This window comes from Stenotrophomonas sp. HMWF023, from assembly GCF_003060985.1.
Lineage (GTDB): Bacteria > Pseudomonadota > Gammaproteobacteria > Xanthomonadales > Xanthomonadaceae > Stenotrophomonas > Stenotrophomonas lactitubi.
Map to the genome: position 1 here is coordinate 13,083 of NZ_QAIJ01000301.1, position 26,080 is coordinate 39,162.

The 26,080-nt window shown below is 67.1% G+C and carries 24 protein-coding genes; 12 read left to right on the plus strand and 12 right to left on the minus strand.

What is annotated here, in order from left to right; translation table 11 throughout:
* Both DBR20_RS17610 and DBR20_RS17615 read right to left on the minus strand, forming a co-directional pair.
* Positions 1-1,416 (minus strand): amino acid permease (locus DBR20_RS17610; protein WP_108267297.1); only part of this gene is annotated, 1,416 nt, incomplete at its 3' end.
* A gap of 97 nt (positions 1,417-1,513) precedes the next feature.
* A complete protein-coding gene (locus DBR20_RS17615) occupies positions 1,514-2,989 on the minus strand; it encodes an amino acid permease (protein WP_108267299.1) in 1,476 nt (491 codons plus the stop codon).
* Between the two features lie 131 nt (positions 2,990-3,120).
* On the opposite strand from DBR20_RS17615, the gene DBR20_RS17620 reads away from it, so the two are divergent.
* Both DBR20_RS17620 and DBR20_RS17625 read left to right on the plus strand, forming a co-directional pair.
* Positions 3,121-3,735, plus strand: coding sequence for an NUDIX hydrolase (locus DBR20_RS17620; RefSeq protein ID WP_108267301.1), 615 nt, complete (start codon positions 3,121-3,123; stop codon positions 3,733-3,735).
* Positions 3,735-4,127: a hypothetical protein gene (locus tag DBR20_RS17625; protein WP_108267303.1), complete on the plus strand. Its 393-nt coding sequence runs from the start codon at positions 3,735-3,737 to the stop codon at positions 4,125-4,127. The genes DBR20_RS17620 and DBR20_RS17625 overlap by 1 nt, the downstream gene beginning before the upstream one ends.
* 226 nt (positions 4,128-4,353) lie before the next feature.
* On the opposite strand, the gene serA is transcribed toward DBR20_RS17625, so the two are convergent.
* On the minus strand, positions 4,354-5,595 hold the full coding sequence (gene serA, locus DBR20_RS17630; RefSeq protein ID WP_108267305.1) for a phosphoglycerate dehydrogenase: 1,242 nt from the start codon (positions 5,593-5,595) through the stop codon (positions 4,354-4,356).
* A gap of 169 nt (positions 5,596-5,764) precedes the next feature.
* Between serA and DBR20_RS17635 the strand changes: the two genes are divergently transcribed.
* The 3 genes from DBR20_RS17635 to DBR20_RS17645 all read left to right on the plus strand — a co-directional run bounded on the left by DBR20_RS17635 (position 5,765) and on the right by DBR20_RS17645 (position 9,379).
* Positions 5,765-7,153, plus strand: coding sequence for an FAD-binding oxidoreductase (locus DBR20_RS17635; protein ID WP_108267307.1), 1,389 nt, complete (start codon positions 5,765-5,767; stop codon positions 7,151-7,153).
* A 62-nt stretch (positions 7,154-7,215) separates the two neighbouring features.
* Complete coding sequence (locus DBR20_RS17640; RefSeq protein WP_089240880.1) at positions 7,216-7,515, plus strand: DUF2388 domain-containing protein; 300 nt, start codon at positions 7,216-7,218, stop codon at positions 7,513-7,515.
* A 97-nt stretch (positions 7,516-7,612) separates the two neighbouring features.
* Positions 7,613-9,379 carry a DUF4105 domain-containing protein gene (locus DBR20_RS17645; protein ID WP_258223416.1) on the plus strand — a complete coding sequence of 589 codons (1,767 nt, stop codon included), beginning with the start codon at positions 7,613-7,615 and terminating at the stop codon, positions 9,377-9,379.
* On the opposite strand, the gene DBR20_RS17650 is transcribed toward DBR20_RS17645, so the two are convergent.
* Together DBR20_RS17650 and DBR20_RS17655 are read right to left on the minus strand one after the other, a co-directional pair.
* Positions 9,357-10,424 (minus strand): ATP-binding protein, encoded by a 1,068-nt coding sequence (locus DBR20_RS17650; protein WP_108267309.1) that lies wholly within the window; start codon positions 10,422-10,424, stop codon positions 9,357-9,359. The genes DBR20_RS17645 and DBR20_RS17650 overlap by 23 nt on opposite strands.
* Entirely contained in the window at positions 10,424-11,140 is a 717-nt protein-coding gene (locus DBR20_RS17655) for a response regulator (RefSeq protein WP_089240884.1), read from the minus strand. The genes DBR20_RS17650 and DBR20_RS17655 overlap by 1 nt, the downstream gene beginning before the upstream one ends.
* 130 nt (positions 11,141-11,270) lie before the next feature.
* Between DBR20_RS17655 and DBR20_RS17660 the strand changes: the two genes are divergently transcribed.
* The 4 genes from DBR20_RS17660 to DBR20_RS17675 all read left to right on the plus strand — a co-directional run bounded on the left by DBR20_RS17660 (position 11,271) and on the right by DBR20_RS17675 (position 16,781).
* Positions 11,271-12,419 (plus strand): efflux RND transporter periplasmic adaptor subunit, encoded by a 1,149-nt coding sequence (locus DBR20_RS17660; protein ID WP_108267311.1) that lies wholly within the window; start codon positions 11,271-11,273, stop codon positions 12,417-12,419.
* A 21-nt stretch (positions 12,420-12,440) separates the two neighbouring features.
* A complete protein-coding gene (locus tag DBR20_RS17665; protein ID WP_108267313.1) occupies positions 12,441-15,620 on the plus strand; it encodes a multidrug efflux RND transporter permease subunit in 3,180 nt (1,059 codons plus the stop codon).
* Positions 15,601-15,993: a nuclear transport factor 2 family protein gene (locus DBR20_RS17670; protein ID WP_108267315.1), complete on the plus strand. Its 393-nt coding sequence runs from the start codon at positions 15,601-15,603 to the stop codon at positions 15,991-15,993. Before DBR20_RS17665 ends, DBR20_RS17670 begins: the two co-directional genes overlap by 20 nt.
* Before the next feature lie 83 nt (positions 15,994-16,076).
* A complete protein-coding gene (locus DBR20_RS17675) occupies positions 16,077-16,781 on the plus strand; it encodes an MliC family protein (RefSeq protein WP_108267317.1) in 705 nt (234 codons plus the stop codon).
* Between the two features lie 50 nt (positions 16,782-16,831).
* On the opposite strand, the gene DBR20_RS17680 is transcribed toward DBR20_RS17675, so the two are convergent.
* From DBR20_RS17680 to DBR20_RS17710, 7 genes are all read right to left on the minus strand, one after another.
* Positions 16,832-17,380 carry a hypothetical protein gene (locus tag DBR20_RS17680; protein WP_108267339.1) on the minus strand — a complete coding sequence of 183 codons (549 nt, stop codon included), beginning with the start codon at positions 17,378-17,380 and terminating at the stop codon, positions 16,832-16,834.
* Entirely contained in the window at positions 17,370-17,936 is a 567-nt protein-coding gene (yeiP, locus tag DBR20_RS17685) for an elongation factor P-like protein YeiP (protein WP_089240894.1), read from the minus strand. Before yeiP ends, DBR20_RS17680 begins: the two co-directional genes overlap by 11 nt.
* A 49-nt stretch (positions 17,937-17,985) precedes the next feature.
* Positions 17,986-18,756 (minus strand): SDR family NAD(P)-dependent oxidoreductase, encoded by a 771-nt coding sequence (locus DBR20_RS17690; protein WP_108267319.1) that lies wholly within the window; start codon positions 18,754-18,756, stop codon positions 17,986-17,988.
* A gap of 79 nt (positions 18,757-18,835) precedes the next feature.
* A complete protein-coding gene (locus DBR20_RS17695) occupies positions 18,836-21,409 on the minus strand; it encodes an EAL domain-containing protein (protein ID WP_108267321.1) in 2,574 nt (857 codons plus the stop codon).
* A complete protein-coding gene (locus tag DBR20_RS17700) occupies positions 21,406-22,299 on the minus strand; it encodes a hydroxymethylglutaryl-CoA lyase (protein ID WP_108267323.1) in 894 nt (297 codons plus the stop codon). The genes DBR20_RS17695 and DBR20_RS17700 overlap by 4 nt, the downstream gene beginning before the upstream one ends.
* A gap of 171 nt (positions 22,300-22,470) precedes the next feature.
* Complete coding sequence (locus tag DBR20_RS17705) at positions 22,471-22,857, minus strand: VOC family protein (protein ID WP_108267325.1); 387 nt, start codon at positions 22,855-22,857, stop codon at positions 22,471-22,473.
* Position 22,858: 1 nt separating this feature from the next.
* Positions 22,859-23,647 (minus strand): enoyl-CoA hydratase-related protein, encoded by a 789-nt coding sequence (locus DBR20_RS17710; protein ID WP_099818343.1) that lies wholly within the window; start codon positions 23,645-23,647, stop codon positions 22,859-22,861.
* A gap of 120 nt (positions 23,648-23,767) precedes the next feature.
* On the opposite strand from DBR20_RS17710, the gene DBR20_RS17715 reads away from it, so the two are divergent.
* The 3 genes from DBR20_RS17715 to DBR20_RS17725 form a co-directional block, all read left to right on the plus strand.
* Complete coding sequence (locus DBR20_RS17715) at positions 23,768-24,022, plus strand: FeoA family protein (RefSeq protein WP_089240906.1); 255 nt, start codon at positions 23,768-23,770, stop codon at positions 24,020-24,022.
* Positions 24,019-25,881, plus strand: coding sequence for a ferrous iron transport protein B (gene feoB, locus DBR20_RS17720; protein WP_108267327.1), 1,863 nt, complete (start codon positions 24,019-24,021; stop codon positions 25,879-25,881). Before DBR20_RS17715 ends, feoB begins: the two co-directional genes overlap by 4 nt.
* The coding region (locus DBR20_RS17725) for a DUF6587 family protein (protein WP_258223417.1) at positions 25,881-26,080 on the plus strand (200 nt) is incomplete at its 3' end. The genes feoB and DBR20_RS17725, both read left to right, overlap by 1 nt.

Sequence of the window (26,080 nt, forward strand, 5' to 3'; positions counted from 1 at the left end):
CAGACGGCTGTGCTTGAACCCGTAGAAGAAGTAGATCACGAAGCCGACAAACGTCCACACGCCCATCAGCATCCAGTTGTGCAGCGTCATCGCCGACAGCAGCGCCAGGCAGCTCAGCACGCCCAGGCTGCAGACCAGCCACGCGCCCCGGATACGGAACGGACGCGGCAGGTCCGGCTGTGTGCGGCGCAGGATCAGTACACCAGCACAGACCGCGGCGAAGGCGATCAGCGTGCCCATCGAGGTCAGTTCACCGAGGATGTCCAGCGGGAACAGCGCCGCCAGCAGGGCGATGCCGATGCCGGTGATGACCGTGTTGATATGCGGCGTGCGGTACTTCGGGTGGATCTTGGTGAACACCGGCGGCAACAGGCCGTCGCGCCCCATGATCATGAAAATGCGCGGCTGGCCGATGATCATCACCAGCACCACCGAGGACAGGCCGATCAATGCACCGATCTCCACCACCACCCGCAACCAGCCCAGCTGCGGATGCGCGGCCACGGCGGTCACCACCGGCTCATCGGTGCCCAGCAGCTGGTAGGGCACCAGGCCGGTCATGACCGCAGCCATCGCGATGTAAAGCACCGTGCAGATCACCAGCGACAGCATCATGCCGATCGGCATGTCGCGCTGCGGCTTGTGTGATTCCTGCGCAGCCACCGATACCGCTTCGAAGCCGATGTAGGCGAAGAACACCATCGCCGCGCCGCGCAGGACGCCTTCCATGCCGTACTTGCCGGGGCCTTCGTTGGCCGGGATGAACGGGGTCCAGTTGCTGGTGTCCACGTACTTCCAGCCGACCACGATCACCAGCACGATCAGGCCGGTCTTGAGGATGACCATGGCCATGTTCATCGCCGACGATTTGCTGATGCCGACGTAGCACAACCAGGTCAGCAGCAATACCAGGATCGCGGCGGGAATGTTGGCGATGGCACCGGTCGGGCGCAGCTGCGCGTCCAATGGGGCACTGACCAGCGCTGCTGGTAGATGGATGTCGAAATGGCTGAGCAGGCTGAGGAAATAGCCGGTCCAGCTGACCGCCACCGCCGAGGCGGAGACGCCGTACTCGAGCACCAGCATCCAGCCGATGAACCAGGCCGAGAGCTCGCCGAAGGTGGCGTAGGTATAGGTATAGGCGCTGCCGGAGACCGGCACCATCGCCGCGAACTCGGCATAGGCCAGGGCGCAGAAGGCGCAGCAGATCGCGGCCAGCACGAACGACAGCATGATGGCCGGGCCGGCGTGGTTGGCGGCGGCCTGGCCGGTGATGACGAAGATGCCGCCGCCGATCACCGCGCCGATGCCCAGCGCGGTCAGGCCCCAGGGGCCGAGGTGGCGACGCAGGCTCAGGCCATTGGCGTCTTCATGGGCGGCGTGCGGGTGCTTGGTAGCCCACAGTTGCTTGAACATGTGTGGTGGTCTTGTGCGATGCGCCCGGTGACGGGGCGCGGGCGGAAATGCTTGCGGATATCGACGGGCCGGCGCAGTGGCCAGCCCGTCGGGAGGATCAGGGCGACTTGGCCAGCTTGCTGTGGCGGATGCCGTAGCCGAAGTAGATCAGCAGGCCCAGCAGGGTCCAGCCCACGAACAGGTGCCAGTGCACCACGAACGCCTGCCAGAACAGGAACAGGCACGACAGCGCGCCCAGCGGGCAGATCACCCACACCATCGGCACGCGGAACGGACGGTGCAGCTCCGGGCGGCTGTAGCGCAGGATCAGCACGCCCACGCAGACCGTGGCGAAGGCCAGCAGGGTACCCATCGACACCAGTTCGCCGAGCACGTTCAGCGGCACCAGGCCGGCCAGCGAGGCGGCGACCACGCCGACCACGATCGTGGCCCAGTACGGCGTGCGGAAGCGCTTGTGGACCTTGCCGAACACCTTGGGCAGCAGGCCGTCGCGCGAGATGGTGTAAGCGATGCGGGTCTGGCCCATCATCATCACCAGCACCACCGAGGACAGGCCGGCAATCGCGCCGATTTCCACGGCGGTCTTCAGCCAGGACAGGCTCGGGTAGGCTTCCAGCGCGGTGGCCACCGGCTTGTCGGTGCCCAGCAGGTGGTACGGCAGCATGCCGGTCAGCACCGCGCAGACGATGATGTAGACGATGGTGCAGACCGCCAGCGAGCCGAGCAGGCCGATCGGCATGTTGCGCTGCGGGTCCTTGGTTTCACCGGCGGCGGTGGAGACCGCATCGAAGCCGATGTAGGCGAAGAACACGATGGTGGCCGCGCGGAACACGCCGCTCCAGCCGAACTCGCCGGACACGCCGGTGTTTTCCGGGATGAACGGGTGCCAGTTGGCCGGGTCCACGTGGGCCGCGCCGATGCCCACGAACAGGCAGATCACGAACACCTTGATGGCAACAATTATCGCATTGACGAACGCAGACTGGGTCACGCCCACGTACAGCAGGCCGGTCACCGCCGCCACGATCAGCACCGCCGGCAGGTTGAACAGCTTGCCGGAGGCGGCGAACTCGTGCCCGTTCCAGGCGATCGGCGCCGCACTCAGCGCATCCGGGAACGGCATGTGCAGGGTGGTGGTGATGAAGCTGATCAGGTACGCCGACCAGCCCACCGCGACCGAGGCCGAGGCGAACAGGTACTCCAGCACCAGGCACCAGCCGATGAACCAGGCCATGCCTTCGCCGAGGGTGGCATAGGAGTAGGAGTAGGCGCTGCCGGAGACCGGCATCATCGCTGCGAATTCGGCGTAGCACAGGCCGGCCAGCGCGCAGGCGATGCCGGCGAACACGAACGACAGCATCACCGCCGGACCGGCGTGGTTGGCCGCGGCCTGGCCGGTGAGGACGAAAATACCTGCGCCGATCACCGCACCAATGCCAAGCATGATGAGGTGTTTCGCCGTGAGGGTCCGTTTCAACGTGGCTTCGCCATCCAGGCTGCCTTCGATGGGTTCGCCGGCATCGACGTGCCCGGCCGGTTCGACCGGCTTGACCCTCAACAGAGCTTTCAGCATGCAGTACTTCCTGATGATCGGATTGGGAGGGCTGCCGGTACATTGCCAGCGGCCCGAATGGTGAAGGCCGCGCAAACGGCCCGCTGTACCTTAGCCAATGCTGAAGGCACCGCACAAGCGCAAACGCAACAATGAGCGGCGATAATGGCCGGTATTTTTCCGGGCACCCCGCATTCATGAGCGAAACCACCGAATCCCTTGCCGTGCTTGACGATCACCTGCGCACCCTGCTGCATGACTATGCGCACAAAGAACCCGCCCACGACGCCTTGGCTGCCGAATTCGGCACATTGATCGACGATGTAGAAGATGCTTTCCGCCGCGAGCGGCTGGCAGGCCATTTCACCGCCAGCTGCTGGCTGGTCAGCGCAGACGGCCAGCGCCTGCTGCTGACCCACCATCGCAAGCTGCAGCGCTGGCTGCAGCTGGGTGGCCACGCCGACGGCGACCGCGACCTGGCCCGGGTGGCGCTGAAGGAGGCCGAAGAGGAGTCCGGCCTGACCGGACTGGTGCTGGACGATCCGGCGATCTTCGACCTGGACAAGCATTGGATTCCGGAACGCAAAGACGTGCCGGGGCACTGGCACTACGACGTGCGTTTCGTGATCCGTGCGCTGGGCGGAGAGGATTTCGTGCTCAGCGAAGAGTCGCTGGAGTTGGCCTGGCGCCCGGTGGCCGAGGTCGCCAGTGATCCGCAGTCGGACGAATCAATGCAGCGCATGGCGCGGCGGTGGCTGGCCCGCTGATGTTTTCCGAATCCTGCACGGCGTTCATTGCGGCCCATGCTTGCGAGGAGGCGAAGGAACAGGCCGCGCTCGCGCTGATCAAGGCGACGTTGCCGGTGGTCACCTCCATTGACTGGGGGCGGATTTCACAGCGTCTGGAAACGACCGGGGTTGCTCGCGAGCGCTTGGGGCATGAGCTGAGAGCGACGGCAGCGGCCATCGGGCTGGTTCCCAGCGCCGTGTTGACCATCATTCAGGCAGACGACGCGGTTCCTGCGCTGGATGCTTGCCTGGAGGACTGGCTAATACATGCAGACGAGCTGGATTTCGTAGACACCCTTTTTTTGTCTGCCCATGACAGGATCCTGATTCACTGGGACTTCTACAAGAATCTGCACGCGGCAAGGTTCTGAGAAAACCCATCCACGCATGGCGTGGATCTACCAGGGAATTGCCCCACCAGTAGATCCACGCCATGCGTGGATAGCGCATTGCCAGTAGATCCACGCCATGCGTGGACGGCGCATTGCCAGTAGATCCACGCCATGCGTGGACGGCGCATTGCCAGTAGAGCCACGCCATGCGTGGATGGCGTGGTGCCGGATGCGTTCCGCCGGGCCATGCCCGGCGGCGCGTCACTCAATACAGGATGCGCGTGCGCAACGTACCTGGAATTGCCGCCAGCTCGTCGCGCACTGCGCTGGCCTGTTCCTCGCTGGCGGTGATGTCGATCACCACGTAACCGACCTTCGGGTCGGTGCGCAGGAACTGGCCGTCGATGTTGACGTTGTGCCGCGAGAAGATCTCGTTGACCTTGGACAGCACGCCCGGCACGTTCTGGTGGATGTGCAGCAGTCGCAGGCTGTCGGCGTGTTCGGGCAGGGTCACTTCCGGGAAGTTGACCGCCGACAGGGTGCTGCCGTTGTCGCTGTAGCGCACCAGCTTGGCGGCCACTTCGATGCCGATGTTGTCCTGCGCTTCCAGCGTGCTGCCGCCCACGTGCGGGGTCAGGATCACGTTGTCGTGGCGGGTCAGCGGCGATTCGAAGATATCGCCGTTGCCCTTTGGCTCGACCGGGAACACGTCCAGCGCAGCGCCGCTGATGTGGCCGCTGGCCAGCGCAGCATCCAGCGCATCGATGTCGACCACGGTGCCGCGGGCAGCGTTGATCAGGTGCGCGCCAGGGCGCATCTTCGCCAGCTCGGTGGCGCCGATCATCCACTGCGTGGACGGCGTCTCCGGCACGTGCAGGGTGACGATGTCGGCGCGCGCCAGCAGGTCATCCAGGCTGGCCGCGGCACGGGCATTGCCCAGCGACAGCTTGGTTTCCACGTCGTGGAAGATCACCTGCATGCCCAGCGATTCGGCCAGTACGCCCACCTGGGTGCCGATATGCCCGTAGCCGATGATGCCCAGCACCTTGCCGCGCACCTCATGGCTGCCGCTGGCCGACTTGGACCAGCCGCCGCGATGGCATTCGGCGTTCTTCTGCGGGATGCCACGGGTCAGCATGATCGCTTCGGCGATCACCAGCTCGGCGACGCTGCGGGTATTGGAGTAGGGCGCGTTGAATACCGGAATGCCGGCCAGCTCGGCCGCATCCAGGTCGACCTGGTTGGTGCCGATGCAGAAGCAGCCGACCGCGATCAGGCGCTTGGCCTCGGCCAGCACCTCGGCGCTGAGCTGGGTGCGCGAACGGATGCCGACGATGTGCGCTTCGGCGATCCGCGCCTTCAGTTCGTCCTCGGGCAGCGCCTTGGTGTGCGCCTCGATCTGGCTGTAGCCGGCGGCGCTGAACACCTCCACGGCGGTCTGGCTGACCCCCTCCAGCAACAGCACGCGGATATCCTGCTTCGGGAACGAGGTCTTCTTCGGCGACATGGGGCGGCACGGCCAGTGGGACAGGGGCTGACCACTATGCCAGATCGCAACGCCCATGGTGCAGTGCGCAAATGGTTGCAACTGCAGCTATCGAAGGTGTTGCAGGGCTGGACGCTGGGCCCGGCCGCTGGCACGCTTGCCCGTTCTTCACGCACCGCGCTGGACCGTCATGACCGATTCCCGCATTGCCTCGTTGCAGCAGGCCTGTCCCGGCCTGAAGCTGAAGACCGACCCTGCCGACCTGGAGCATTACGGTCGCGACTGGACCCGGCGCTGGACGCCGGCGCCGCTGGCGATCGCGTTGCCGGTCACGGTCGATGAAGTGCAGGCAGTGATGCGCTGGAGCGCGGCCGAGGGTGTGGCGGTGGTTCCGTCCGGTGGTCGCACCGGCCTGTCCGGTGGCGCGGTAGCGGCCAATGGCGAGCTGGTGCTGAGCCTGGAGCGGATGAACAAGGCGCTGGATTACGATGCCGTCGACCGCACCCTGGTGGTGCAGGCCGGCATGCCGCTGGAGGCGCTGCACAACGCCGCGCTGGAGCACGGCCTCATCTATCCGGTGGACTTCGCTGCACGCGGCTCGTGTTCGATCGGCGGCAACATCGCCACCAATGCCGGTGGCATCCGGGTGATCCGCTACGGCAATACCCGTGAATGGATCGCAGGACTGAAGGTGGTCACCGCCACGGGCGAACTGCTGGAGCTCAACAAGGGCCTGATCAAGAACTCCAGCGGCTACGATTTCCGCCAGCTGATGATTGGTTCGGAGGGCACCCTGGGTGTGATCGTCGAGGCCACGGTGAAACTCACCGACCCGCCGCCGGCCAGCAACGTGATGCTGTTGGCGCTGCCCAGCTTCGACGTGCTGATGCAGGTGTTCGCCGCGTTCCGCGCGCGACTGCAGCTGCAGGCCTTCGAATTCTTCACCGACCGTGCGCTGGAGCACGTGCTGTCACACGGCGCGCAGGCACCGTTCGATGAAGTACACCCCTACTACGTGGTGACCGAGTTCGCTGCCGGCGATGAAGCGCAGGAAGCTGCGGCAATGGCCGCCTTCGAAGACTGCATGGGCAATGGCTGGGTCAGCGACGGGGTGATCAGTGCCAGCGATGCCCAGGCGGCGCAGCTGTGGCGCCTGCGCGAGGGCATCACCGAGGCGCTGGCGCGCTACAAGCCTTACAAGAACGATGTCTCGGTGCGGATCTCGTCGATGCCGGCGTTCCTGGCCGAGACCCAGGCGCTGATCGGCGACGCCTACCCGCATTTCGATGTGGTCTGGTTCGGCCATATCGGTGACGGCAACCTGCACATCAATGTGCTCAAGCCGGATGACACCAGCGATGCCGACTTCGTGACCCAGTGCGAGCACGTGACCAAGCTGCTGGCGCAGGTGCTGGCGCGCTTCAATGGCAGCATTTCAGCCGAACACGGTATCGGCCTGGTCAAGAAGGGCTACCTGGACAGCACCCGTGGCCCGGCCGAGATAGGGTTGATGAAGGCGGTCAAGCGCGCGTTCGATCCCGAAGGGCGGCTGAATCCCGGCAAATTGTTCGACCTTTGACACGGGCAAAGACTTCACCCAGCCGTTACGCTCCACCCACCCAATCAATGAACTCTCTGACCATGATCCGTCCGCTTCTGCTGCTTGCCCTGTTGTCCCTGCCGCTGGCCGGCTTCGCTTCGAGCTTTGCCGGCACCTCGGCCGGGTCGGCGACGGGCGCCTCTTCGGGTTCCTCGGGCAGCAGTTCGGGCGATGACAAGGTGGTGCTGGCTGCACGCGATGATGCGGCGGCTTTTGTCGCCAGCGATGGCCAGATCCGTGGCGCACGCCTGCAGGCGGCACTGGTGCACCTGCGCGAGCAGGATGCAGCTGCACAGCAGCAGAGCGACCTGCAGCTGGCGCGCGCGCTTCTGGCGCGTTGATCCGGGCAGCATGACCTCCGCGTCATCGCTTTCTGTAGAGCCGAGCCATGCTCGGCTGAACCCCCGCACGCGGACCGCAACAGCAGCCACGCATGGCGTGGCTCTACTGCTGGTCGCTCACGCTGCGCATGCGGCTGAGCGCCTGCAGCTCGATCCGTCCGGTCTCGATCCTGCACAGCAGCAGGTGGCGACGCAGACACTGAGTGATGTGCAGTCGCTACTGCCCGACGGCCTGCTGCGTGCATTGCCCGCGCAGGTGCAGGTCGGCTGGCGTGACGACCTGCCGGCCCATGTACATGGCCGTGCCTTCGCCGGACGCATCGCGTTGCGCCGCGATCTGCTGGACGACGATGTGCCCGGTGCCCGCCGCGCGCGGCGCAGCGCACTGGTGCACGAACTGGCCCACGTCGCCGACCGTGGCGGCGCGAACTGGTCGCGCAGCGCCCGCTGGCGTGACCTTGCAGGTTGGCAGCGCAAGCCATGGCATCTTGGTCGCGGTGACAATGCCTTCCACGACCGTAGCCCCGATGCCTACGAACTGACGGACCCAGCCGAGTACCTGGCAGTGAACGCCGAACACTTCGTGCTCGATGCCGAGTTCGCGTGTCGCCGCCCGGCACTGGCGCAATGGTATCGGACGCACTTCGGTACGCCGCCATCGCTGCCTGCGCCGCACTGCACGGGCACGGTCCCGTTGCTGCAGGCCGACGCGGAAGAGGGCGCCGCTTCGCTGCTGGCACTGGACCCGGCCCGGGTGTACGCCGTGGACTATCTGTTCGCCGAAGGCAGTGCGCAGCCGATGAGCCGCTGGGGCCACAGCATGCTGCGGCTGGTGATCTGCCGGCCCGGCCGCGCACCGGGACCGGACTGCCGGCTGGACCTGGAGCATCACCGGGTGCTGTCCTTCCGCGCCTTCGTCGGCGACGTGCAGATTTCCAACTGGCGCGGCCTGACCGGTGGCTATCCTTCGCGCCTGTTCGTGCTGCCGCTGCAGCAGGTGGTGGACGAGTACACCAAGGTCGAGCTGCGCGGACTGGCCTCGCTGCCGCTGCAGCTGGACCGCAGCGAGATCGCCAGCCTGCTCGAGCGCACGGCACAGGTGCACTGGAGCTATGACGGCCGCTACTACTTCGTCAGCAACAACTGCGCGGTGGAGACGGCGAAGCTGCTGCAGGCAGGCGTTCCGCGTCTGGGCGAAGCCGGCCTGGCACAGCTGAGCCCGCGCGGGTTGCGGCGACGGCTGGCGCGGCTGCATGCCCTGGATGAGCAGGTGCTGGCCGATCCCGCGCAGGCCCAAGCGCAGGGCTATTACTTTGCGTCCGCGCGCGACCACTACCAGCAGTTGTTCGCGATCGCCGCTGCGCAGATGGTGTTGCCGGCGCGCGATGTGCGCGCATGGCTGGCGCTGCCGGCGCAACAGCGCGCACCGTGGTTGCTGCGCGGTGATGTGCGCGCCAGTGCCGGCTTGCTGTTGCTGGAACAGGCGGCGCAGCGGCGCGCGGAACTGCGGTCACGCGACGCACTGAAGCGACGGTTGCTGGCCGACCCGGACAGCGCGGCCACCCGTTCGCTGCGCGCATTGCTGGAACAGAGCGGCCAGTGGTTGCGGCCGGGCCAGTTGCTGGCCGACGCTGGTTACGGCCTGCCGCAGGCGGAAGAACAGGCGGAAGTTGCACGGGCAGTGGCCGCTGCCAGCGCACAGACGGTACCCGCCTGGCAGGCACTGCGCGTGCAGCTGCGCGCACAGCTGGCGGCGTCGCAGCGGCGTGAACTGGATGACATCGACAACAATCTGGCGGCGTTGGGTGCGCGCGTGCGTGAGCAGGCGGCCGAAGTGCCGCCTACTGGCGCGGCAGCTCGATGACGAAACGACTGCCTCCGGCTGTGCCCGGGGTGCAGTAGACCTGGCCGCCGTGCGCATCGGCGATGGCCTTGACCACGGCCAGGCCAAGGCCACTGCCACCGCCCAGGCGCGATCGTGAGCCATCGCCGCGCATGAACGGATTGAAGATGTCCGCGTGCAGGGCCGGGTCGATACCCGGGCCTTCGTCCTCGATCGCCACCTGCACGTGGGCCACGGTGTCATGCACGGCGATGCGTACCTTGCCCGGGTTGGCATAGCGGCGCGCGTTCTCCAGCAAGGCCAGCAGCGCCTGCCGCAACCGCGTCGGGTCACAATGAGCTGGGTGTTCCTCGCGACTGGTTTCCAGCTCCAGCACGAAGCCGGCGCTGCGGAAGGCGGGATCGACCAGGGTCATCACCGAATGCACTTCGGCCACCACGTCGGTGCGGGCGCGGCGCACATCGAGGCGGGCATTGTCGGCCAGGCTCAGCACCCGCAGGTCTTCGATCAGCCGCGACAGGCCCTCGACCTGCGCCAGCAGGCTGCGGAACTGCGACTCATCAGGTTGGAAAACGCCCTCGGCCAGGCCCTGCAGGCGACCGCGCAGGATCGTCACCGGCGTGCGCAGTTCGTGGGCGATGGCCGCGTGCCACATCACCCGTTCGCTTTCCATATGCTGCAGGCGGCGCGCCATCGCGTTGAAGTCGTCCACCAGCGCTGCGACCTCGCCGGGGGAGTTGGCCTCGGCCGTGGCGCGCGCGCCGAGATCGCCGCCCGCCAGCGCGCGTACGCTGTCCACCAGTGAATTGAGCGGCGACAGGATGCGGTGGGCCAGGCGGAACGAGGCGGCGATCGCCAGCGCCAGTCCGGTCAGGATCACCCCGACCATCCACGCCAGCTCCGGTCCGCTTGGCAGCCATCCTTCCGGCTCCTCGGCGCTGGCCGGGAAGAACTCGATCAGTACGGCATACAGCAGCCACGAAGAGAGGATCACCATCACGATGACGCCGACGACCATCAGCGACATCGACACGATGATGTGCCGGCTGAGCCCGGAGCGGCGCATCAGCGGTCGGCCATCAGTCGGTAGCCGACACCGCGCACGCTGGCCGGAATCTGGGTGAGGCCCACTTCGTCCAGCTTGCGCCGCAGCTTGCTGACATGGCTGTCCACGGTGCGTTCCAGTGCTTCGCTTTCCGGCAGGCATTCGTGCATCAGTTCGCTGCGGCTGAAGATCCGTGACGGCGCCAATGCCATGCAATGCAGCAGCTTGAACTCGGTCAGCGTCAGCAGCAGCTCGTGGCTGTAGCCGTCGCCTTCCACATGCACGGCGTGGGTGGCGGTGTCGATCAGCAGCGGGCCGACGCGCAGGGCACTGGGCGCATCCGCCCGCGAACTGCGCAGCGTACGCCGCAGTACTGCGCGAACGCGTGCCGCCACCTCGGCGGGGTTGAACGGTTTGACTACATAGTCATCGGCGCCCATCCGCAGTGCGGTCAGCTTGTCCAGATCCTGGTCCAGCGCGGTCAGCATGATGACCGGCGTTTCGCCGCGCTGGCGCAGCTGGGTCAGCACGCTCCAGCCATCCAGCCGCGGCAGCTGCACGTCCAGCAGTACAAGGTCCGGGCGCATGCTGCGATGCATGTCCAAGGCAATCTGGCCATCGGCCGCACGCAGGGTGCGCAGGCCCTCGCGTTCAAGGTAGGCGGCAAGAATGTCGGCGATCTCGGCTTCGTCCTCGACGATCAGGACCAGCGCCGCGAGGGCAGGGGAGGCATGCATGGCAAGGCGAGGCCGGAAGGTGCTTGCCCTCCATCGTATCTCCACAGTTCCTCCATCGAAACCCCATCATCGCCACGCACACTGCGCGCTTCATGATTCGTCAGCCGCGTCTGCGGCACTGTGCACAGCAATGAGAACCTTCAGGACTCCGGTTGCGCTGGTCGCGACCTTCGCCTTGGCCATGACGGCCTGCTCCCGCCCCGAACCCGCCGTCGAAGCCGTGCCACGTGTCAGCGTGGTGACCGTTGGCCCGCAGGTGGTGCAGCGCGATGATGAACTTCCCGGTCGGGTGACGGCGGTACGCACCGCGCAGATCCGTGCGCAGGTTGGCGGCATCGTGCAGCGTCGGATGTTCGAGCAGGGTGCGGAAGTACATGCCGGGCAACCACTGTTCCAGATCGACCCGGCGGCGTTCCGCGCTGACGTCGATTCGGCGCTGGCGGCCCTGCAGCGCAGCGAGGCCGCCCTTGGCCGCAGCCGGGTGCAGTCACAGCGGCTGCAGGCACTGGCCGCCGCGCAGGCGGTCAGCCAGCAGCATCGCGACGATGCCAGCGCCGAGCACGAGCAGGCCCGCGCAGCGGTCAACGAAGCGCGGGCGATCCTGGCGCGACGCCAGCTCGACCTGCGCTACGCGACGGTCAGTGCACCGATCGATGGCCGCATCGACCAGGCATTGGTGACCGAAGGCGCGCTGGTCGGCGTCGCCGATGCCGAGCCGATGGCGGTGGTGCAGCAGATCGACCAGGTCTATGTGGACGTGCGCCAGCCTGCATCGCAGCTGCAGTCCCTGCGGCGCGGTGCGGTGGACGGCGAGCTGCCGGTGACGATCATCGGCGCGGCGGGTACGCCGCTGCCCGAGCGCGGCCGGCTGTTGTTCTCCGGTGTCAATGTCGATGCACGCACCGGTGATGTGATCCTGCGCATCCTGGTCGACAACCCTGAGCGGCAGCTGTTGCCGGGCATGTACGTGCGTGCGCGGGTGCCGCGCGGTGCGCCGGCCAGCGCGCTGCTGCTGCCACAGCAGGCGGTGCTGCGCAGCGCCGGTGGCCAGGCCTATGCCTGGGTCATCGCCGCCGATGGCAAAGCAGTGATCCGCACGCTGGAGGTGGACGGCAGCGTCAACCGGCAATGGTTGGTGCGGCATGGCCTGAAGGCGGGCGAGAAGGTCGTGGTGGAAGGCCAGGAGCGCCTGCAGGAGGGCGTGCTGGTCGATCCGCGCGACTGGCAGGTGCCGGTCGCCAGTGCCAGCGCAGCGCCGACATCCAAAAGCCAGGGCTGAGCCCTTCCAGGACACTACGACATGGCCCGTTTCTTCATCGATCGCCCGGTGTTTGCCTGGGTGCTGGCGATCTTCGTCATCCTGGCCGGCGTGCTGGCCATTCCGCGGCTGGCGGTCGAACGCTATCCGGCGGTCGCACCGCCCAGCGTCAGCATCTATGCCAGCTATCCCGGCGCCAGCCCACAGACGCTGAATGATGCGGTGGTCGGCCTGATCGAGCGTGAGCTGTCCAGCGTCAAGCATCTGCTGTACTTCGAATCGTCGGTGGACACCTCCGGCGAAGCGTCGATCACCGCCACCTTCAAGCCCGGCACCGATCCGGAGCTGGCACAGGTGGACGTGCAGAACCGGATCAAGGCAATCGAGCCGCGCCTGCCACGCAGCGTGCGCCAGAACGGCCTGTTCGTCGAGGCTGCCGACTCCGGCTTCCTGATGCTGGTGGGCCTGCGCTCACCCGATGGCAGTGTCAGCGAAGCGGCGCTGGGCGATTTCATGGCGCGCAACATCATCGAAGAGCTGCGCCGCATCGACGGTGTCGGCCGCGTGCAGCTGTTCGGTGCCGAACAGGCGATGCGGATCTGGCTGGACCCGACCCGGCTGACCGGCTACGGCCTGACCATGGGCGATGTGGCCAGCGCGATCGAGCAGCAGAACCTGGAGATTTCCCCGGGTCGCATCGGCGATTCGCCCGGTGTTCCCGGCCAGCGCATCACCGTGCCCTTGAGTGCCGAGGGCCAGCTGTCCACGCCCGAACAGTTCGCGGCGATCGTGCTGCGCGCCGGCGCCGATGGTTCGCGGGTGCTGCTTGGTGATGTCGCCCGGGTCGAGCTGGGTGCGCAGAGCTATGCCTGGGGCACGCGCGAAGATGGCTATCCGGCGACGGCCGCCGGCGTGCAGCTGCGCCCCGGTGCGAACGCAGTGCGTACCGCCACGGCTGTGCGCGAACGCATGGCCGACCTGCAGCCGCTGCTGCCGCACGGTGTTGAATCCAGCATTCCGTTCGACACCGCGCCCTTCGTCAAGGTATCGATCCAGAAGGTGCTGCAGACCCTGGTCGAGGCGATGCTGCTGGTGTTTGCGGTGATGTACCTGTTCCTGCAGAACTGGCGCTACACGCTGATCCCCGCCCTGGTCGCGCCGATCGCACTGTTGGGCACCTTTGCGGTGATGCTGGCGCTGGGTTTCTCGATCAACGTATTGACCATGTTCGGCATGGTGCTGGCGATCGGCATCATTGTTGACGATGCGATCGTGGTGGTGGAGGGCGTGGAGCGGATCATGGCCGAAGAGGGCCTGCCGCCGCGCGAGGCCACGATCAAGGCGATGCGTGAGCTGACCGGTGCGGTGATCGGCATCACCCTGGTGCTGACCGCGGTATTCATCCCGATGGCGCTGGCCAGTGGCTCGGTCGGTGCCATCTACCGCCAGTTCAGTGTGGCGATGTCGGTGTCCATCCTGTTCTCGGCACTGCTGGCGCTGAGCCTGACCCCGGCGTTGTGCGCGACGCTGCTGCGCCAGGGCACGCGTGGTCACCATGGCCGCGGCGGTCTGTTCGGTGCGTTCAACCGTGGCTTCGAGCAGATGACCGGACGTTACCAGCAGGGCGTGGCGGCGGTACTGCGGCGCAGTGGCCGGGTGATGGGCCTGTTCGCTGCCTTGCTGGTGGCACTGCTGATCGGCCTGCATTGGTTGCCGGGTGCGTTCCTGCCGGAAGAGGACCAGGGCTATTTCATGACCTCCATCCAGCTGCCGGCCGAAGCAACCGCCGAACGCACGCTGGCGGTGGTCGAAGCCTACGAGCAGCACGTCGCCTCGCGGCCGGCGATCGCGTCCAACCAGGCCATCCTCGGCTACAGCTTCTCCGGTTCCGGCCCGAGCGCCGCACTGACCTACACCATGCTGAAGGACTGGGGTGAGCGCGGCGGCAGCACCGCGGTGGATGAGGTGAAGGCGGCGCAGCAGGCCATGGCGACGGTCCCGGAAGGCGAGGTGATGAGCGTGATGCCGCCGGCCATCGACAGTCTTGGCCGTTCCTCCGGGTTCTCGTTGGCGCTGCAGGCACGTACCGGGCAGGGCCAGGCCGCGCTGCGGGCCGCCCTGCAGCAGTTGCTGAAACTGGCAGAGGCCAGTCCGTTGCTGGCCGAAGTGCATGCCGATGGCTTGCCGGCGGGCAGCAACGTGCGGCTGGACATCGATCGCGCCAAGGCCGAGGCGATGGGTGTGGCGTTCACCGACATCAGTGCAACGCTGTCGGCGGCGATGGGCTCGCAGTACGTCAACGATTTTCCCAATCGCGGGCGCATGCAGCAGGTGATCGTGCAGGCCGATGCGCCGCACCGCATGCAGCTGGAGGATGTGTTGAAGCTGTATGTCCGCAACAGCGAGGGCGGCATGGTGGCGTTGTCCGAACTGGTCACCGCGCACTGGACCGAGGCGCCGCTGCAGCTGCAGCGTTACCTGGGGTTCCCGGCATTGAACCTGTCCGGCGCACCCGCCAGCGGGGTCTCCACCGGTCAGGCGATGATCGAGATGGAGCGCCTTGCACAGCAGCTGCCAGCGGGCTTTGCCCTGCAGTGGACCAGCCAGTCGCTGCAGGAGCGTGAGTCCGGCGCACAGGCGCCGTGGTTGCTGCTGCTGTCGATGCTGGTGGTGTTCCTGGTGCTGGCGGCGCTGTACGAGAGCTGGTCGATCCCGCTGGCGGTGATGCTGGTGGTGCCGTTGGGCCTGCTCGGCGCCGTTGCTGCAGTGCTGCTGCGCGAGATGCCCAATGATGTGTTTTTCAAGGTCGGCATGATCACGGTGATCGGGCTTTCGGCGAAGAACGCGATCCTGATCGTCGAGTTCGCCCGCCAGCTGCAACAGCAGGGACGCGGCCTGGTCGAGGCGACCATCGAAGCGGCACGCCTGCGACTGCGGCCGATCGTGATGACCTCGCTGGCGTTCGCGCTGGGTGTGGTACCGCTGATGCTGGCGCAGGGGGCTTCAAAGGAAACGCAACAGGCCATCGGTACCGGCGTGTTCGGCGGCATGGTCAGTGCGACCGTGTTGGCCGTGTTCTTCGTGCCGGTGTTCTATGTGGTGGTGCAGGGCGCGCAGCATTGGCTTGCGCAGCGCCTGCGCCGACGCCGGCCGACGCCGGGAGGAAGCGTGGATGGAAAGCAGGTGGATGGAAAGCAGGTGGATGGAAAACAGGAGCCCTGAGGGCCTGTACGAGGCGCAGTTGCGCGTGCTGGAGCAGCAGCTGCGGGATGCGCTGCTGGCCGGTGACCATGGTGCTGCCACTGCGTTGCTGTCACCGGTGTTGTTCATGATGGACGGGCACGGCGGCCGGATGCTCGAACTGCCCTGGTTACAGGACTGGCGGCAAGGCCGTCTGCAGATTCACGCGCTGCAGGTGCATGCGGTGGAAATGCTGCTGTGTGGACGCCTGGCGTTGTTATCCGGCGATGTTCAGCTGCATGTGCACTGGCTGGGACGCGAACACACGCAGCGCATGCGCCTGTTGCGCGTCTGGACAAGCGCTTCCGGTGCCAGCGGCGCGCAACTGCTGTCGATGACGGTGCTGGCAGGCTGAACATGGTCATGCAGCTTTCAGGCCCCGTTTGCGTGCAGGTGGTAGGGTCCAAGGTCTCTGTAGTTTCGACAAGGAGTCGAGCCATGCGTGTAATTTCCAGTCTGTTGGCTGCCTCCCTCGGCCTTGCGCTGAGCGCCTGCCAGCCGGCCCAAACGCCCGCCTCCAGCGGCGCAGGCGATGTGGCCGCAACGCCAGTGCCGGCACCGGCACCTGTGGCTGCCGCTGTTGATGGCGGCGGCAGCGAAACCCTCTATCGCTGCGGCGATCTCGATGTGCGCGCGACCTTCAATGGTGAGGACGCAGCGACGGTTGTGATCGACGAGCGCAGTTTCGCGATGTCCTCCGAACGTGCGGCCTCCGGTGCGAAGTATGCCGATGGCAAGGGCAACAGCTTCTGGACCCGCGGCAGCGATGAAGCGCTGCTCAGCCTGAAGGGCGAAGCGGACCGTGAGTGTGGCGCGGTGGAAGCCACCGAGGGCGATGGCAGTGCCGGCAACGCCGCGTTCCGTGCCACCGGCAACGAGCCGGGATGGCTGGCCGTCGTCGATGGTGATGCACCGGGCCTGCAGGTGGAGGTCGACTACGGCGAGCGCCGCTTCGCGGTCGCCAAACCGACCGAGGGCGCAGACGGCTGGGTCGGCAAGGCGGCCGATGGCACCGACATCAAGCTGAGCTTCCAGCGCACCACCTGCCAGGACGATATGAGCGGTGAAGCGTTCGAGGCGAAGGCGATGTTGACCGTGGGCACGCGCCAGTACCACGGTTGTGGCAACTTCGGCGCGAAGTAACGCGTGGTTCCGCGGATCGGTAGCGCCGGGCCATGCCCGGCGTTGATCGGTCAGTCCTCGCAGGGCTTCAAGTCCAGCTCGAACACCAGGTCGTAGCGGCTGTTGATCCCGATCAGCGCCGTGCGGATCGCACAGTCACCGCGATGCCGCGCGACCAGATCGGTGAAGATCTTCTCGCGACCCTCGCAGTACGTCGCGCTGGCCTCTTCGAGCTCTCGACGGCGCTCGTCGTCGTAGGGCTCTTCGCCGGCGAAATGCTGGCAGGTGTTTTCGCGCGCGAGAAACGCCTGCACGTCGTCGGGCATCTGACAGTAGATGCGTATGTCTTCGATGTCGTACACGTCGTTGGACACCGCGCAGCCAGCGGCAGCACGGGCCTGTTCCAGTTCCTCGTAACTCGAGGGCAGGCTGGCAGCAGAGGACTCCTCGGCAGGTTCCTGCAGGGCCGCGGGCGACGCCGCTGCCGGTGCGATGGGAGCCACCGGATCGACCGCTACGGCCTCTGGCGTGGCACCACCTGCGCCGTTGTCCGCTGCCTGCGGCGAGCATGCCGCAAGCAGGGACAGGCAGGCGATCAGCGCAGCGCGGTCAATCGGCACGGCCAGCAAATTCGCCGGTGCTGGTGTTCACCAGCACACGCTCACCGTTGACGATGTATTCCGGCACCATGATTTCGATGCCGGTGTTGAGCTTGGCCGGCTTCGGGCGCTTGGTGGCGGTGCCACCCTTCAGTTCCGGTGGGGTCTCGACCACTTCCAGCACCACCGAGGCCGGCAACTGGATCGCCACCGGCAGATCGTCGATCACCTGCACGTAGATGCCGGTCAGGCCGTCGGTGATGTAGCCGGCGTCATCGCCGATCACGTCCGCGTCCAGGGTGTAGGGGGTGTAGTCCTCGTCGTCCAGGAACACGAACGCATCGCCGTCCTTGTACGAGTAGGTGGACTGGCGGCGCAGCAGTTCGACTTCGACCAGGTTGTCGTCGGCATCGAAGCTGGCATCGAGCTTGTTGCCGCCCGGCACGCTGTACATGATGAAGCGGAAGCGGACGTTGCCGCCGCGACCCTGCGGCGAGCTGCGCTCGATGTCGCGGATCTGGTAGACGCCGTTGTTGAACTCGACGACGTTGCCCTTCTTGATGTCGTTGGCTTTCATGATGATGTTGGTCGTTGGGGGAGGACGCCGTCCCGGCGCCCGGGGGGAATCACTTCGGAGCGAGCCGGGTGGCGCCGTCCAGGCGGATGGTCTCGCCGTTGATATAGGTGTTGCCGAGGATGTGGCCGACCAGGCTGGCGAAGTCTTCCGGCTTGCCCAGGCGCGACGGGAACGGGATCGATGCGGCCAGCGATGCCTGCACGGCTTCGGGCATGCCATCGACCATAGGCGTCCAGAACACGCCCGGTGCGATGGTGTTGACGCGGATGCCGAAGCGCGACAGCTCGCGGGCCATCGGCAGGGTCATTGCCACCACGCCGCCCTTGGAAGCGGAGTAGGCGGCCTGGCCGATCTGCCCTTCGTAGGCGGCAACGCTGGCGGTGTTGATGATGACGCCACGCTCGCCGTCCACGCCGGCCTCGTTGTGCTGCATGCGGTTGGCCGCGGCCTTGGCGACATTGAAGCTGCCGACCAGATTGACCATCACCGTGCCCTGGAACCCGGCCAGCGGCATCGGGCCTTCCTTGCCCAGCACGCGGCCAGCGCCGAGGATGCCGGCGCAGTTCATGGCGACATTCAGGCCGCCGAGGAAATCGCAGGCCTGGTCGATGGCCGCCGACACGGACGCTTCATCACTGACGTTGACATTGAAATAGCGGGCGTTGTCCTGCCCCAGCCCGGCAACAGCGGCCGCGCCCTTGGCGTCGTTGAGGTCGAACAGGGCGACCTTGCCGCCCTGGGCAACCAGGTGCTGGGCCACGGCCAGGCCGAGGCCGGAGACGCCGCCAGTGATCACGGCACGTACGGAAGACAGCTGCATTGCACGGTCCTGCAGGTTCAAGAACCGCCGATTCTAACGGAAGCGGTGGCAGCCGCCGTTGTGCACTGCGCCGCCGGCCTCAGCCCAGTTCGCGGGCGCGGCGCAGGCGGCGCTCGAAGTCCGCGGCGGGCAGGCCGTGGGCGAACAGGAAGCCCTGGCCGACGGTCACCCCCAGGTCGAGCAGGCACTGCCGTTGCGGCTCGGTTTCCACGCCCTCGGCTACCACGCCCAGGCCGAGGCTGCGGGCAATCGCGCAGACCGCCTCGCATACCGCCACATCCGAGCGGTTGCGAGGGATGCCTTCGACAAACAGCTGGCTCAGCTTCAGCCCATGGATGGGCAGCCGGCGAAGGTAGTTCAGCGCGCTGTAGCCTTCGCCGAAGTCGTCGATGGTCAGCATCACCCCCATCTCGCGCAGGCGGGCAAAGGTGCGCAGGGTGTCCGGCGCATCCTCGATCAGCACCCGCTCGGTGAACTCCAGCTCCAGCACGCTGCCGGGCAGGCCGAACTCGTCCAGCACCTGCCGCACCCAGCGGGCGAGATCCTCCCCGACGAACTGTCGCCAGGACACATTGACGGCCACCCGCACCAGGCCGAGCCCGTCGTCCTGCCATTGCCGTACCTGCCGGCACGCTTCGCGCAAGGCCCATTGGCCGATGCGCACGATGTCGCCGGTGTGCTCGGCGTGGCGGATGAACAGGTCCGGGCGCATCTGCCCCAGCTGGGTGTTGTGCCAGCGCATCAGCGCCTCGCAGGCGATGGTGGCGCCGCTGCGCAGGTTGACCTGTGGCTGGTAGACCAGGTGGAACTCGTCGCCATCGAGGGCCTTGTGCAGGCGGCTCTCGATCTGCAGGCGGTCATGCTGGCGCTGTGCCAGTTCCGGGGAGAACACCTGCCAGCCGTTGCGGGTGCGTCGCTTGCACTCGTACATCGCCGTGTCGGCGTTCTGGATCAGCTGCTGCGGCCGGTCGCCATCGCGCGGTGCACGGGCGATGCCGATGCTGGCGGTGACCGGGAACTCGTCGCTGCCCAGCTGGAACGGTGCCGAGAAGGCCGCGGTGATGCGCTCGGCCAGTTGTTCGGCCTGGTCGGGCTGGTCACGCAGGTCACAGATCACCAGGAACTCGTCGCCGCCAAAGCGTGCAAGCAGGCCTTCGGTGCCGATCGCGGTGGCGATGCGCCGGGTCGCTTCGATCAACAGTTCATCACCGGCGTTGTGCCCGAGCAGGTCGTTGACCACCTTGAACCGGTCCAGGTCGATGTACAGCACGGCCACGCGGTCGTGGCTGGGGCTGTCCATGCGCACGCCGAGATCGCTCAGCACCGCATCGCGGTTCATGATGCCGGTCAGCGGGTCGGTGCGCGCCTGCACGCGCAGCGTTTCCTCGGCCTGCTTGCGCTCGGTGATGTCCTGCACGGTGCCGGTGATGCGCGCGGCATCGACATCGCCGGCCGAGACCTCGCCGATCATCCGGATCCAGAACGAGTGGCCATCGCGGCGCTGGCCCTGCAGCTCCAGGCCGAAGCTGCTGCGGTGTTCGATGGTGTCGGCCAGCGCCTGCTGCAGGGCGGCGCGGTCGTCGCTGCGCAGGCAGTCCAGCAGGTCCGGCATGTCCTCAAGATCGGCCGGCTGGCCGACGATGCGCCGCGCCTCATCGGTGAGGTACAGGCGCGGCAGGCCGCGATCCCACTCCCAGCCGCCGATGTGGGCCAGTGACTGCGCGCGCGCGAACAGGGTGTTGTTGCGCTTCAGTTCGGTGATGTCACTGAACATCGCATAGACATGGTCGGCCTGGTCGCACCCGGTGCCGAATACCGGCACGTTGGTGGTGGACAACCACAGCATGCGGCCGCGTGGTCGGTGGTACAGGCCGATGATGGTGCTGCGGATCATCCGCCCGGCCTGGAAGCAGCGGCTGGTCGGCCACTGTGACTGGGTCAGCGGATGGCCGTGTTCGTCGACGATGATCCAGGCTTCGGGATCGAGCATCGAATTCAAGCCCACGCCACCACCGGTGAGGCCGAGGATGCGGTGTGCTGCGGGGTTGGCGGACAAAACGCGCAGATCACGGTCGAACAGGATCACGCCCTTGTCGATCGATTCCATCAACAGGCGATAGCGGGACTCTGCGCGCCAGCGCCCGCTCAGGTCGCGGGCGACGGCGACGATGCAGGGCTGGCCACGGTCCTGGAAGCCGGCCGAATGCACCTCCACCGGAAAGCGACTGCCATCGCCGCGCATGTTGGTCACTTCGATGACGTAGGTGTCGCCGCGGTTCAGCGCTTCCCACACCGGTTGCAGGTGGTCGCTGGGCAGGTCCGGGTTGAGCAGTTCGATCGGCTGGCCGACGATGTCTTCGCGCGGGCGGTCGTAGGCGACGATGCCGGCACGGTTGACGTCCAGCACCACGCCTTCGGCGCTGAGGATGCTGACCGGGTCAGGCACGGCGTCGAACAGCGCGGCGTAGCGGGCCTGGGTATCCAGTTCGCGCTGCTGTGCATCGGCCAAGGCTTGTCGCGCCTGGCGCAGCAGCCTGGCCTGGGCCGGCGACGGGGATGCGGCCAGCGCCGCGTCCAGAGCGGCCAGCGCGTTGTCGGTTGCGGCGGAAGCATCGCCGATGGCCGGACGGTCGCGCGGGCCGCTGTCGTTCATGTCGCCGCCAGCGCCTGCCCGACGCGGCTGGCGGTAGCACGGCCGAGCAGCCCGGCCAGCCAACGGCCGGTCTCGGCCAGCGATGGCAGGTCGACACCGCACTCCAGGCCCAGGCCCTGCAGCAGGTACACCACGTCCTCGCTGGCCACGTTGCCGCTGGCGCCCTTCGCGTACGGGCAGCCGCCGGCCCCGGACACGGCGCTGTCGACCACGCGCACGCCTTCTTCCAGGCAGGCCGCGATGTTGGCGATGGCCTGGCCATAGGTATCGTGGAAGTGCACGGCCAGTGCGCTCATCGGGATCTCGGCAGCCACTGCCTGCAGCATCGAGCGGGCCTTGCGCGGCGTACCGACGCCGATGGTGTCGCCCAGCGAGATTTCGTAACACCCCATTTGATGCAGGGCACGGGCCACACGCACAACGTCGGCCAGCGGCACCTCGCCTTGGTACGGGCAGCCGAGCACAGTGGAGACGTAACCACGCACGCGCACACCATCAGCCGCCGCACGGCGCAGGATCGGCTCGAAACGGGCCAGCGATTCATCGATGCCGGCGTTGGTGTTGGTGCGGTTGAAGGCTTCCGATGCAGCGGTGAACACCGCGATTTCCTGCACGCCGACCGCGCGCGCACGGTCGTAGCCCTGTTCGTTCGGCACCAGTACCGGATAGGCGATGCCCGGGCGGCGCTGGATGCCGGCATAGACCTCGGCCGCGTCGGCCAACTGCGGGACCCAGCGCGGGCTGACGAAGCTGGTCGCCTCGATGGTACGCAGGCCGGTGGCCGACAGGCGATCGATCAGGGCGATCTTGTCGGCGGTGGCCACGGCCTGCTTTTCGTTCTGCAGGCCATCGCGCGGCCCGACTTCGACGATGCGGACGAAATCGCTCATCGCGGCACCCCCACGGCAGGCGAGGCGGGACGGGCAGGGCAGATGGGATCGACTGGGGTCACGGCGGTTCCTGGGAAACGGGGGCGGCCCGGTCTTCGCCAGGCTGCCAGATGAGATACGCAGGCGGGTCGCACAAGCGGCCACGCCTGCGCCTGGTTGTGGCGGAAGGGCCTACCCGGGCAGGTGGCAGACCGCCTCGATGTTGTTGCCATCGGGGTCGATCACGAAGGCGGCGTAGTAGTCCGGGTGGTACCACGGGCGCAGGCCGGGCGCTCCGTTGTCGCGGCCACCTGCGGCCAGGGCGGCGGCGTGGAACGCATCAACCTGGGCGCGTTCGCCGCAGACGAAGGCCACGTGCACACCCTGGCTGAGGGGCGCCGCATTGCCCAGCCAGAAGAAGGGCTTGCCGTGGTTGCCGAAACCCACGTGGTCGTGGGCGCCGGTCTGTTCGGCACTGACCTCCATCACCAGGCCGATCTGCAGCGGTGCCAGCGCCTGCAGGAAGAAGGCCTTGCTGCGCGGCAGGTCACCGCTGTTCAAACCGATATGGTCCAGCATGTCAGGCCTCCGTGACCCAGTGCGGGGCGCGCTTGTCGAGGAACGCGCCCAGGCCTTCCTGGCCTTCGGCCGACACCCGCAGGCGGGCGATCAGGGCGGCATTGTCGCGGTCCAGGCTGTCGCGATCATCGGCGTCGCGCACCTGCCGGACCAGCAGCTTGGCCGAGGCCGAGGCGATCGGCCCGGCTTTGTCGAGCAGGGCCAGCTGCCGCTGTACCGCCTCGTCCAGCCGTTCGGGCTCCACCAGATGGTGGATCAGGCCGATACGCAGGGCGGTGTCGGCGTCGAAGTGCTCGCCGGTAGCGAACCAGCGACGGGCCTGGCGGCTGCCGATGGCTTCGATTACATAGGGCGAGATCACTGCCGGCAGCAGGCCCAGCCGGCTTTCGGTCAGGCCGAAGCGGGCGGCGCTGGTGGCGATGGCGATATCGCAGCAGGCCACCAAACCGACACCGCCACCGAAGGCGGCGCCGTGGACCCGGGCCAGGGTCGGCTTGGGCAGCTCGTCCAGGGTGCGCATCAGCCGGGCCAGGGCCAGCGCGTCCTCGCGGTTGTCCGCCTCGCTGGCCGTGGCCATGCCGCGCATCCACTGCATGTCGGCACCAGCGGAGAAGGAGGCGCCGTGGCCGGCCACCACCACCGTGCGTACCGTGTCATCGCGGCCGGCCGCTTCCAGGGCCGCGGTCAGCCGGGCGATCAGGCCGGCATCGAAGGCGTTGTGCAGCTCCGGCCGGTTCAGCCAGAGGGTCAGGACAGCGCCATTGCGCTCGATCTGCAAAGCATCGTTCATGGGATTCCGGGGGTTGCTCCATACCTGTATGGATCATAGCGGGCCATTGGTCATGGGCCATGACGCGACGCGGGAATGTTAGAATCGAGAACCATTTACATCCAGCAGAGAACACGCTAGATGACGCTGTCCGAACTGCCCCTGCACACCTCGGCCGTGGTCGATTCCGTGCAGGATCTGCATGCCAACGATGCCATCGCCCGGCGCCTGCGCGAGCTGGGCTTCGTCAAGGGTGAGGAAGTGCGCCTGGTGGCGCGAGGTCCGGTCGGCGGCGAGCCGCTGCTGGTGCAGGTCGGGTTCACCCGTTTCGCGCTGCGTATCAGTGAGGCCCGGCGCGTGGTCATCGACCCGGCCAGCCAGGAGCGACGCGCATGAGCGCCACCGCAACCACCGCCCCGCTGCGCATCGCGCTGGTCGGCAATCCCAACAGCGGCAAGACCGCCCTGTTCAACCAGCTGACCGGCAGCCGGCAGAAGGTCGCCAACTACACCGGCGTTACTGTCGAGCGCAAGGAAGGCCGTCTGCGTGCGCCGTCCGGCCGAGAGTTCGCCGTGCTCGACCTGCCGGGCGCCTACAGCCTGCATCCGGCCAGCCTCGACGAGGCGATCACCCGCGACCTGTGCCGGGGCTTCTACCCGGGTGAGGCCGCGCCGGACGTTCTTCTGTGCGTGATCGACGCCACCAACCTGCGCCTGCACCTGCGTTTCGCCTTGGAACTGCGCGAGCTGGGCAAGCCGATGATCATCGCCCTGAACATGGTCGACGCCGCGCAGCGTCGCGGCATCCAGATCGATGTTGCCGCGCTGGAGCGCGAGATCGGTGTGCCGGTGGTGGAAACCGTGGCGGTGCGCAAGCAGGGCGCGCGCGCGCTGGTGGAGCGCCTGGACACGATGGTGCCGCACCTGGATGCGCCGCTGGCCGGTGTTGAGAGTGGCGTGGACTACCACGCGCAGGTGCGCGCGATCCTGGCCGCCGCCGTGCGCATGCCGGCGCGGACCGCCAAGATCGACGACACGCTCGACCGCTGGCTGCTGCATCCGGTGTTCGGCCTGATCACCCTGGTCGTGGTGATGTTCCTGATCTTCCAGGCGGTGTTCGCCTGGGCGACGCCGCTGATGGATGGCATCGAGGCCGGCTTTGCCTGGCTGGGTGAACTGGCCGCCAGCGTGTTGCCGGCAGGGCCGCTGACCAGCCTGCTGACCGACGGCATCATCGCCGGCCTGGGTGGCGTGGTGGTGTTCCTGCCGCAGATCCTGATCCTGTTCGCCTTCATCCTGGCACTGGAGGAGTCGGGTTACCTGCCGCGCGCTGCGTTCCTGCTGGATCGCATGATGGCGGCGGCGGGCTTGTCCGGTCGTTCGTTCATCCCGCTGCTGTCCAGCTTCGCCTGTGCCGTGCCGGGCATCATGGCCACCCGCAGCATCCAGGACCCGCGTGACCGCCTGGCCACGATCCTGGTGGCACCGCTGATGACCTGCTCGGCGCGCCTGCCCGTGTATGCGCTGCTGATCGGCGCGTTCATTCCGGCCGGCAAGATCGGCATCTTCAACCAGCAGGGCCTGGTGCTGTTCGGCCTGTACGTGGCCGGCATCCTCAGCGCGCTGGTGATGTCGTGGGTGATGAAGAAGTGGCGTCGCGACAAGAGCGAGCACCCGCTGATGCTGGAGCTGCCGTCGTACCGTATTCCGCATCCGCGCGACCTCGCCGTCGGCCTGTACGAGCGCGGCATGATCTTCCTCAAGCGCGTCGGCGGCATCATCCTGGCGCTGACCATCCTGCTGTGGTTCCTGCTGTCGTTCCCGGGCGCACCCGCCGATGCGACGATGCCGGCCATCGACTACAGCTACGCCGGCCAGATCGGCCATGCGATGACCGCGATCTTCGCGCCGCTGGGCTTCAACTGGCAGATCTGCATCGCGCTGATTCCGGGCCTTGCCGCGCGCGAAGTGGCGGTATCGTCGCTGGCGACGGTGTATGCGCTGTCGGCTGCCGATGACGATGCGGCGATCTCCGCACTGTCGCCGGTGGTGGCCGACGGCTGGTCGCTGGCCACCGGCCTGGCCTTGCTGGTGTGGTTCATCTACGCGCCGATGTGCATTTCGACGCTGGCCACCATCAAGCGCGAGACCAACTCGTGGAAGACGATGGGCTTCTCGGCGTTCTACCTGTTTGCTGCGGCCTTTGTCGCGGCGCTGATCACCTACCAGGTGACCGTGGCGCTGGGGGGCGGCTGATGGACGCCGGCCTGCTGATCCAGTACCTGATCATCGCGGTGGCCGTGCTGGTCAGTGCCTGGGTGGTGCTGAAAAAGCAGGCGCCCGGCACCGTGCGCAAGCTGCGTGGCGCGCTGGCACTGGCGCTGCTGAAGCCCGGTCGCGCGGCGTGGCTGCAGGCGTTGGGCCGGAAGATCGCGCCGCCGGCCACTGGCGGTGG

What these genes read in the sequence shown, in the direction of transcription:
- DBR20_RS17635 (WP_108267307.1), top strand. Translation starts at nt 5,765, where the DNA reads ATGACCGATTCCCGCATTGCCTCGTTGCAGCAGGCCTGTCCCGGCCTG.
- DBR20_RS17695 (WP_108267321.1), bottom strand. Translation starts at nt 21,409, where the DNA reads ATGAACGACAGCGGCCCGCGCGACCGTCCGGCCATCGGCGATGCTTCC.
- DBR20_RS17665 (WP_108267313.1), top strand. Translation starts at nt 12,441, where the DNA reads ATGGCCCGTTTCTTCATCGATCGCCCGGTGTTTGCCTGGGTGCTGGCG.
- DBR20_RS17675 (WP_108267317.1), top strand. Translation starts at nt 16,077, where the DNA reads ATGCGTGTAATTTCCAGTCTGTTGGCTGCCTCCCTCGGCCTTGCGCTG.
- DBR20_RS17710 (WP_099818343.1), bottom strand. Translation starts at nt 23,647, where the DNA reads ATGAACGATGCTTTGCAGATCGAGCGCAATGGCGCTGTCCTGACCCTC.
- feoB (WP_108267327.1), top strand. Translation starts at nt 24,019, where the DNA reads ATGAGCGCCACCGCAACCACCGCCCCGCTGCGCATCGCGCTGGTCGGC.
- DBR20_RS17690 (WP_108267319.1), bottom strand. Translation starts at nt 18,756, where the DNA reads ATGCAGCTGTCTTCCGTACGTGCCGTGATCACTGGCGGCGTCTCCGGC.
- DBR20_RS17625 (WP_108267303.1), top strand. Translation starts at nt 3,735, where the DNA reads ATGTTTTCCGAATCCTGCACGGCGTTCATTGCGGCCCATGCTTGCGAG.
- DBR20_RS17615 (WP_108267299.1), bottom strand. Translation starts at nt 2,989, where the DNA reads ATGCTGAAAGCTCTGTTGAGGGTCAAGCCGGTCGAACCGGCCGGGCAC.
- DBR20_RS17670 (WP_108267315.1), top strand. Translation starts at nt 15,601, where the DNA reads ATGGAAAACAGGAGCCCTGAGGGCCTGTACGAGGCGCAGTTGCGCGTG.
- DBR20_RS17640 (WP_089240880.1), top strand. Translation starts at nt 7,216, where the DNA reads ATGATCCGTCCGCTTCTGCTGCTTGCCCTGTTGTCCCTGCCGCTGGCC.
- DBR20_RS17655 (WP_089240884.1), bottom strand. Translation starts at nt 11,140, where the DNA reads ATGCATGCCTCCCCTGCCCTCGCGGCGCTGGTCCTGATCGTCGAGGAC.
- DBR20_RS17620 (WP_108267301.1), top strand. Translation starts at nt 3,121, where the DNA reads ATGAGCGGCGATAATGGCCGGTATTTTTCCGGGCACCCCGCATTCATG.
- yeiP (WP_089240894.1), bottom strand. Translation starts at nt 17,936, where the DNA reads ATGAAAGCCAACGACATCAAGAAGGGCAACGTCGTCGAGTTCAACAAC.
- serA (WP_108267305.1), bottom strand. Translation starts at nt 5,595, where the DNA reads ATGTCGCCGAAGAAGACCTCGTTCCCGAAGCAGGATATCCGCGTGCTG.
- DBR20_RS17700 (WP_108267323.1), bottom strand. Translation starts at nt 22,299, where the DNA reads ATGAGCGATTTCGTCCGCATCGTCGAAGTCGGGCCGCGCGATGGCCTG.
- DBR20_RS17660 (WP_108267311.1), top strand. Translation starts at nt 11,271, where the DNA reads ATGAGAACCTTCAGGACTCCGGTTGCGCTGGTCGCGACCTTCGCCTTG.
- DBR20_RS17705 (WP_108267325.1), bottom strand. Translation starts at nt 22,857, where the DNA reads ATGCTGGACCATATCGGTTTGAACAGCGGTGACCTGCCGCGCAGCAAG.
- DBR20_RS17650 (WP_108267309.1), bottom strand. Translation starts at nt 10,424, where the DNA reads ATGCGCCGCTCCGGGCTCAGCCGGCACATCATCGTGTCGATGTCGCTG.
- DBR20_RS17715 (WP_089240906.1), top strand. Translation starts at nt 23,768, where the DNA reads ATGACGCTGTCCGAACTGCCCCTGCACACCTCGGCCGTGGTCGATTCC.